This is a genomic window from Pseudomonas gingeri, assembly GCF_013386165.1.
Lineage (GTDB): Bacteria > Pseudomonadota > Gammaproteobacteria > Pseudomonadales > Pseudomonadaceae > Aquipseudomonas > Aquipseudomonas gingeri_C.
Map to the genome: position 1 here is coordinate 22,645 of NZ_JACAOS010000014.1, position 8,075 is coordinate 30,719.

General features: G+C 59.6%; 2 protein-coding genes. Both read right to left on the reverse strand.

Annotated features, from left to right (window positions below):
* Positions 1–71 precede the first annotated feature (71 nt).
* Entirely contained in the window at positions 72–2,654 is a 2,583-nt protein-coding gene (locus HX866_RS12565; RefSeq protein WP_177139844.1) for an Ig-like domain repeat protein, read from the reverse strand.
* A 480-nt stretch (positions 2,655–3,134) separates the two neighbouring features.
* Entirely contained in the window at positions 3,135–8,060 is a 4,926-nt protein-coding gene (locus tag HX866_RS12570; protein WP_218179690.1) for a hypothetical protein, read from the reverse strand.
* Positions 8,061–8,075 lie beyond the last annotated feature (15 nt).

Consider the following 8,075-nt stretch of genomic DNA (forward strand, 5'->3'; position numbering starts at 1 on the left):
GTTCTAAATCAATCAGTGACCTTTGTCCCGTTGATCACGGGCTGGGTCTCGTGCCCTCGCACTCACCTGTTTCAATAGAAAAGCTCAATATAATCAATAGAATAGAGGTCTTTTGTGCTCATCTCAATCAGCGCAATATCTGGCGCTGAAAATGCTTCCGATTGTTCCATGCCCTGTGAGGAGGATTTCAGTATCAAGCTGCCCAAAACAGCTCCATTTGAATTTCGAAAGACTGCAGTAGTGTCCCCGAATGCTGGGTGGACGTTGACGCCTACGTGCCAAAAACGCAGAGATGAACAAGGTCGCGTCAATGCTATTTGGAACGTTCGATAATATTCCAACGTGGCTGTTCTAGCGGTGTGTAGGACATGGCCCCTCACGTGCGGATAGTTCACGGGCGCATTTACGATTTCCGGCACATAACCATAGTTGTCGCCTGCGTCGGTATAGCTAAGGCGTATCAGCGGGGTGGTAATGATTTTTCCTGCGACAATTAGCTGGAGAGGTACGGACTCGAAATCCTCGATGGTCCGTTCGGCCACGCGCAGGATTCGCGCGGGCGACACGGGCTGACTTCCATAAAGACCTTTGGCCGTGAAACTGTGGGATCCAAGGGCCAGGCCGGCAACCTGAAGCTCCCAGTCACCCCCATTGGTTGATGTACTACCTTTGGAAGTGTCGACGTCAAAGATCTCGACCCGTTGATTGGGTGCAGCGGTGCCGCTGAGCGTGACGGTGGTGTCGTAGGTGGTGCCGTTATCCACGACCTCGCCTTCCGAGTCGTGGACCGAGGTGATGCTCGGGGCCGGTAGATCCATGGCGGCGCCAATGCTCATCAGCAAAATGTCGGACGGGCTGACATGCCCATTGGCCCGCTTGACCCAGTACATGGCCTGCACGGTGCCATCGAGGTTGTCCTCGACCAGCGCCTTGCGAATCGTGAACGGCACATCGATTTTATCCGTGACCGAATTGAGGGTGATCTGGTCTCGGTAGCGCCCGGTGATCGAGCCCCACCAGAGGATGTGCACCACGTCCTTCTCGATTTGCCCGCTGTACTGGCGTACGGTCAGGCGCGTGCCCGTGAAGGGCACGTCGTCCGGATCCAGTACGCCACCGCTCTCACCTTCGACCTCCGGCGCGGGCAATTCGGCCACGAGCGGCCCGATATTCAAGGGGCCGGCGTGCAGGGATTCGTGTCTGATGGCCGCTCGGCTGATCTCATCGCTCAGCAACCAGTAATACAGTTCGAGCGTGCCACCCTCGATCGATTTCAGGTGCTCGCCGTCGACGCTGATCTCGATGGTTTTTCCCTGCTCATTGGCGGTGATCGGGTGCAAGGGCAAATCGGGCACGTAAGGGTTTCCGTTCGCCGTCGTCCCCTCCCAGACCAGCATGATGACATTGCCCGCCACCATGCCGTCGTCCCAGGGAATATCGACCCGGGTGTTCGGCAAGTCCGGGTCGAGGGTGCCGGCAATTTCATCGTAGGCGATGGGGGCGGCGAGGAGCGTGCTGCGGCCAATCACCCGCGGCGAACGGCTTTTGGAGAGCAGATCAGCGCTGCCGTCGGCCTTGATCAGGTGATAGTAAAAAGCTGCATGAACGCCCCCGGCCAGCGGTCGGACCTCGGCACTGGGGCGTTTGAATTGGGTGATGCCCGACGGGTTGGTAATCTCCTCCGGCTCATAGGTGTGCTCCACCCGTTCACCGCTCGCGGTGGTGCCCGACAAGTGCATTTCGATCTGGTCGTTCAGCGCAAAGTCACTGGTCGGAACGACCTGGAAGGTCAGGTCAGCGTCCCCCAGTTGATCCATATCCAGCACCAGGTTGACCATTTCCGCGATAAACGGCGCGGGGAGGCGTGAGCTTCCGGTGTCGACCACGACCCGGACCTCAGCACTCCAACCACGGGACTCGTTGTCCACCACGTCATAGAGGATGAACGCCACGGCCAGGCCGCTGGTGTCCGTATCGCCGGCGGCGAGGATGATGTCCTCCTCCACGGTGATCACGATGGGGGTGCCAACCTCGAAGCCCTCCACGGTACGCCAGACAAACTCACCGCCCCAGGACAGCTTGATCCGGTCGCCTTCGACCATAATGGGATAGGGCTCGATGGTGACCGGGACGCCGGCGGCGGCCGCGTCCTTGTCCACCACGCCTCCCGGCGGGAGAAACTCAGGTGGAATGCTCAGGTGCAATTCGGAATGGCCAGGAGTCCCGGCGTCCAGGTCCTGGCCTCCAGGCGGGGCGTTCTCGACCTTGACGAAGATTGGCGTGAGCAGCGAAGCCTCCGGCACAGGATTGCCGACGCGGGTCACGTCATAAGAGAGGTTATAGGAGCCATCGGGCAAGTAGTCTGCTCCGATAAAGCGCTCCACGAACTTGCCCACCTGCTCATCGGTGTCGATGCTGCCCACCACCGAAGGAATGGCGTCCAGCTTTATCTTGTAGCTATCGCCCCTGTTCATGTTCGGCCAAGGTTCGATGCGCAGCTTCAGGCCGTCGTGGGGGTAGGTCAGCCGTGCGGCGCCGATATTGATCCCCGTGGTGTCGGGCGTGATTGGGAAGTGCGTCGGCCCACCGTTCGGAATCTCAATCTCTGGAAGAACGAGGGGGGTATTACCTGAGCGGGGCTTCTGGCGGGACATGGCAGGACTCCAGTCGGGAATCGGTGGACTGGTCCTTATTGAATGCCTGAAAACGAGGGTTGCCTACTGTCAGAACTGACAGGTCGGAGGGGAAAAGCGGGGCCGTTGGTCGGATCATCTTGTTGCGGGTATTAATGCCTATGACTCTCCTACTGAGTAAGCGTCTGCATCCGTAGTGTCGCTACGCCACTTTGATCGTGCGCGCCACCGACGAAATTATAGAGCGACATGATCGCATTCTGGGCAAGCTGTTCAACGCTACCCTGTTCGCGATGGCGTTCGGATAGGTGCCGCCAGTCTCAAGGGCCCCATCGCCAGCAAGCCGGCTCCTACAGTCTTCTGTCGTACACAAACTTCAGGCTCGACCGGGATATTGCGGGAGCCGGATTTACCGGGGCGTCGGACTGTCGCGAAGAGGCCGGCACAGGCGAAACAATATCCACTAGTTGCCCCGCCTGACCTGAATCGATCCATCACCGTTTATGGTTCATCGTCCGGAATCCGGCAATACGCACCTAACCAGTCTTCCATACGCAATAGACCGTCTGTCCCCAAGTAGGGATTCGCCCACACAACCTCGTTGACGAAACGGTAGCGCCCGGTCCACATCCGATAGTTCCAGCCCACGTCGAGGATATAGTAGGTTCGCAGGGCCTCCATGGTCCCGCCATCCGGATAGGGCTCCATGTTGAATGAGCCAGCGGCCCCCTGGGCGTTTGCCCAGGAATTGACACTAGACCCTTGGACAGAAGGGGTAGTGACGATTTTCCAGGCCTGAGTCCGCACGACATCATACGAAGCCGTCTGCCCACTGCTGTCGCTGACCTCGATGGTGGTCCGGCCGTTTCGCCCACCGACCACATTCCCGTTCGCATCAACCTGGGCGACCCCGGGTTTTGTCGAGCGATAACTGTAGGGTGGCGTCCCCGAGGTGGGCTGGCGAGTGATTGTCGTGTTTGGTGGTATGGCAGAGGTTCGCGGCAAACCGATGGTGACGAAGAATCCATAGAGGCCCACGGCGCGAGTATCGATCACCAGAGGGGCTCCTACCTTCAGCGTGCGTACGTTCGAGTAGATGGTAGAGCTGTGATAGAGCGACTTGGCATACAGGCGGCGATCACCTGGGTCGACCGTGATCGTCAGTGTCCAGATGCCTGTCGTGGCATCTGCGGTTGCCTCTCCCTTGAGTTCTGCGCCGCTTCCACTTCCCTCGTAAATCTCGACTTTCTGGTCTTTGCTGGCCAGGCCCGATAGTTTCAGTGTGGTGCTGATGGTGGTGGTCCCCTCCGGGATTTCAACGTTGGGGTCTTTGACGCTGTCGAGGGTCGGTGTAATAAGTGCTGTCACGGTGAAAGCTTTTGCGTCCGAGTCGGGTACAGCTGTGCCATAGAGGGGCCTGGCCTTGATGCTGTAGGCCTTTGGATTCAGCCCTGTAAGGGGGGAGTTCCAAGTGGTGCCGGGGGTGGGAATATTGATGACGGGGCCAATGTTGTTGGAGCCGTCCATAAGCTGGATCTGCCCCCCAGTGCTGCCGGTGCCGTTGACGGTGACGCTGGTTGCGACGGTTATCTTGCCAACGACAGAGCCTTTGGCGTCAGTGATATCGGTAAGGGTCGGCGCAGCCAGAGCAACTGCCCTGACGGTATAGGTGCGCAGCGGAAAGACAGTGGCGGCATCGTCTGAGCTGGAGCCGTTGAATTTGATCTTGAGTTCCACCGTCAACGAGGTGTTGTTGCCCAGCTCTTCCAACTGCGCGCGGGGGATGTTTTTTGACAGTCCGTCTCTCTCTTCCGCCGGAACCACTGCCGATGCCGTGTACAGGGTGATGATGTGATCAGTGTTATTGGCCTTTTTACCCAGGCAGCGTAGCCAGACTCTTTGCCCTGCCTTGATACCGGGCCATGGACTGACCTTGACGGTGGCATCTCCTGCGAAGGTGCCCAGGTCAAGCGTTGCGCCGGCGCCATTGTTTTCGGCTTGCTGGATATAAGGTTTGTTCTGATCGGTCAGGGTAATGACGGTAAATGTCCAGGCCCCTGATACCGGTTCGCTGCCATATTTGGCTTTGGCGGTGAAGCTGTGAGAACCGTCTGCCACGGCGATGGGCGGGGTGGTGGTCCAGGTGCCAGCGGTGGCGACGAAGGTGCCCTTGAGGGAGGTGAGGTTGTCGAAGAGGTCGATACTGAGCCCAGGAGTGGCGCTGCCCGTCAGGACCACCGAGGTGGCGGCGGTGACACCGCCGTTGGGGATTGCCGGGTTGGTGCTTTCGTTGACCGCGGTGATGGTCGGTGGTGCAGAGACAAGCACGTTGAAAGTTTTGGTCTCCGACTCGGGTAGGCCATTGCCGTACAGTGCTTTGGCCTTGATGTTGTAAGCCTTGGTGGTCAGATTGTTGAGCGGTGTGCTCCAGGTCGTGCTGTTGTCAGGTACCCTGAACGGGCTGCCAATGTTGTTGGAACCGTCCATCAGCTGGATCTCTTGCCCCTTGCTGCCGGTGCCGGTGACGGTGACGCTGTTCTCGACGGTGATCCCGCCAACGACAGTGCCTTTGGAATCACTGATGTCGGTAAGCGTCGGGTTGACAACATCGGTGACGGTGAAGGCTTTTGCGTCTGAGTCGGGTACAGCAGTGCCATAGAGGGCCCTGGCCTTGAGGCTGTAGGCCTGGGTATTCAACCCCGTAAGGGTGGCGTTCCAGGTAGTGCCGGGTGGGAGGATGGTGATGACGGGGCCAATGTTGTTGGCGCCGTCCATCAGTTGGATCTGTTGCCCGCTGCTGCCGGTGCCGGTGACGGTGACGCTGTTCTCGACGGTGATCCCGCCAACGACAGTGCCTTTGGAATCACTGATGTCGGTAAGAGTCGGGTTAACGACATTGGTGACGGTAAAGGTCCGCACATTCGAATACACAGTGCCGCCGGTGTTGTAGAGCGCCTTGGCGTAGAAGCGGTGGGCTTTTGGCGTTACGGCAATATCGGGCAGTGACCAGCGCCCGGTGACGGGATCGGCTTTGGTGGTTCCCTTCAGCTCGGCGCTGGCCCCGTTGCCATCGTAGATTTCCACCTCCTGGTCCCTACTGGCTGTTCCGTCCACGTCGATGAGGAGGGAGGTGGTGAAATCGCCTTCGTTGATTTCGGCACCTTTCTCGTCCTTGACGCTGTCCAGGGTCGGGATGCTGGCGGTGGTGACGATAAAGGCTTTTGCCTGCGAATCGGGTATCCCTGTGCCATAGAGCGCCCGGGCTTTGATGCTGTAGGCCCTGACGGTCAGCCCCGTAAGAGTGGTGCTCCAGTTCGTGGTGCCGTCGGGAACCCTGAATGGGCTGCCAATGGGGCTGGTGCCGTCCATAAGCTGAATTTCTTCTCCGCTGCTGCCGGTGCCGGTGACGGTCACGCTGGTATCGGCGGTGATCTTGTCGACGACAGAGCCTTTGGTGTCACGGATATCGATGAGGGTCGGCGCATCCAGGGCAATTGCCCTGATGGTATAGGTGCGCAGCGGAAAGCTGGTTGCATTGGCCTCGTCGACGGTCTGGCTCAAGTCCACCTTGAACTCTATCGTCAGCGTGCTGCCGTCCTTCAGGTCTTTCAGATAACTGTAGGCGATGGTGGTGTCATAGTAGCCTTGGTCGAGCCAGAGCTGACCGACAGTTGGGCCTTTGGGCGGCGGGGTCCAGATATTCAGGTCATAAGGGACGGTGCCATCGGCCTTCGTCCCCTTGAGGCGCAACCAGAGGTCCTGGCGTATGGCAATATGCGGCCAGATGGTCATCCGGCAGGTGGCATCGGCGCTGAGGGTGTTCAGGTCCAGTTCGCTGCCATCGCCGTTGTTGGCGGCTTCCAGGAGCTTCGGTTTCGGCAGATCATTCTCGGCGAGGTGCTGCACCATCAGATAGAGCGACGCTGACGGATCGGATTCATCGCCGTTGCGGGTCACCGTGTATCTCACCGTTACCGGCTTGCCCAGGTTATAGGCGATCACCGAGACGGGCAGGGTGATCTCCCGGCTACTGGGCAGTGCTTGCACCTGGGTGGTGTAGGAGCCCGCTCCGGCAGTGCCGGTCCAGGTCACGCTGACCTGATCGCCAGGCAGGATGTTGTAATCCGGAATCACCACGGTCAGCTCCGTGGTGACCGCCACCGGGTTCAGTTGCTGGTCGGGTGCCGTCCCCGTGGCCTGCTTGACGCTGGGGGCCAGCAAATCCATGGCGGCGCCAATGCTCATCAGCAAAATGGCGGACGGGCTGGTCCGCCCATTGGCCCGCTTGACCCAGTACAGGGCCTGCACAGTGCCCCCGCGGTTGCCCTCGACCAGCGCCTTGGGGATCGTGAACGGCACATCGATTTTATCCGTAACCGAGTTGAGGGTGATCTGGTCTCGGTAGCGCCCGGTGATCGAGCCCCACCAGAGGATATGCACCACGTCCTTCTCGATTTGCCCGGTGTACTGGAGCACGGTCAGGAGCGTGCCCGTCGGTGGCACGTCGTCCGGATCCAGCACGCCCCCGCTCTCGTATTGGACCACCGGCGCGGGCAATTCGGCCACGAACGGCCCGATGTGGAAGGGGCCGGCGTACAGGGATTGGTGGCCGACGGAGGCCCGGTTGATCTCATTGTCCAGCAACCAGTAATACAGCTCGAGCGTGCCGTCTTCGATGGCCTTCAGGTGCTCGCCGTCGACGCTGATCGGAATGGTTTTCCCCACCTCATTGTCGGTGATCGGATGCAAGGGCAAATCGGGTGCGTAGGGGATCCCGTTCGCCGTCGTGCCCTCCCAGACCAGCATGATGACGTTGCCCTGCGCCATGCCGTCGTCCCAGGGAATATCGACCCGGGTGTTCGGCAAGTCCGGGTCGAGGGTGCCGGCAATTTCGTCGTAGGCGATGGGGGCGGCAAGGATCGTACTGCGGCCAATTACCTTTGGGGAAAAGGTCTTGGAGAACTGGTCTTCGCTGCCGTCGGCCTTGATCAGGCGATAGAAAAAAGTCGCATGAATCCCCCCGGCCAGCGCGCGGACCTCGGTACTGGGGCGTGTGAATTGGGTGATGCCCGATGCGTTGGTAATCACCTCAATGGGATACGTTTTATCCACCCGTTCACCGCTTTCGGTGAGGCCGGACAAGCGCATTTCGATCTGGTCGCCGATCTCGAAGCTACCGTCGAATGTAAAGACCTGGAAGGTCAGCTCAGCCTCCCCTAACTGATCCATATCCAGCACCAGGTTCACCGCTTCTGCGATAAGCGGTGCCGGGAGGCGAGAGCTTCCGGTGTCGACCACGACCCGGACTTCGGTACTCCAATCATAGGACGCGTTATCCACCACGTCATAGAGGATGAACGCCACGGCCAGGCCGCTGGTGGCCGTATCGCCGGCGGCGAGGATGGTGGCCTCGTCCACGGTGATCACGATGGGGGTGCCAAC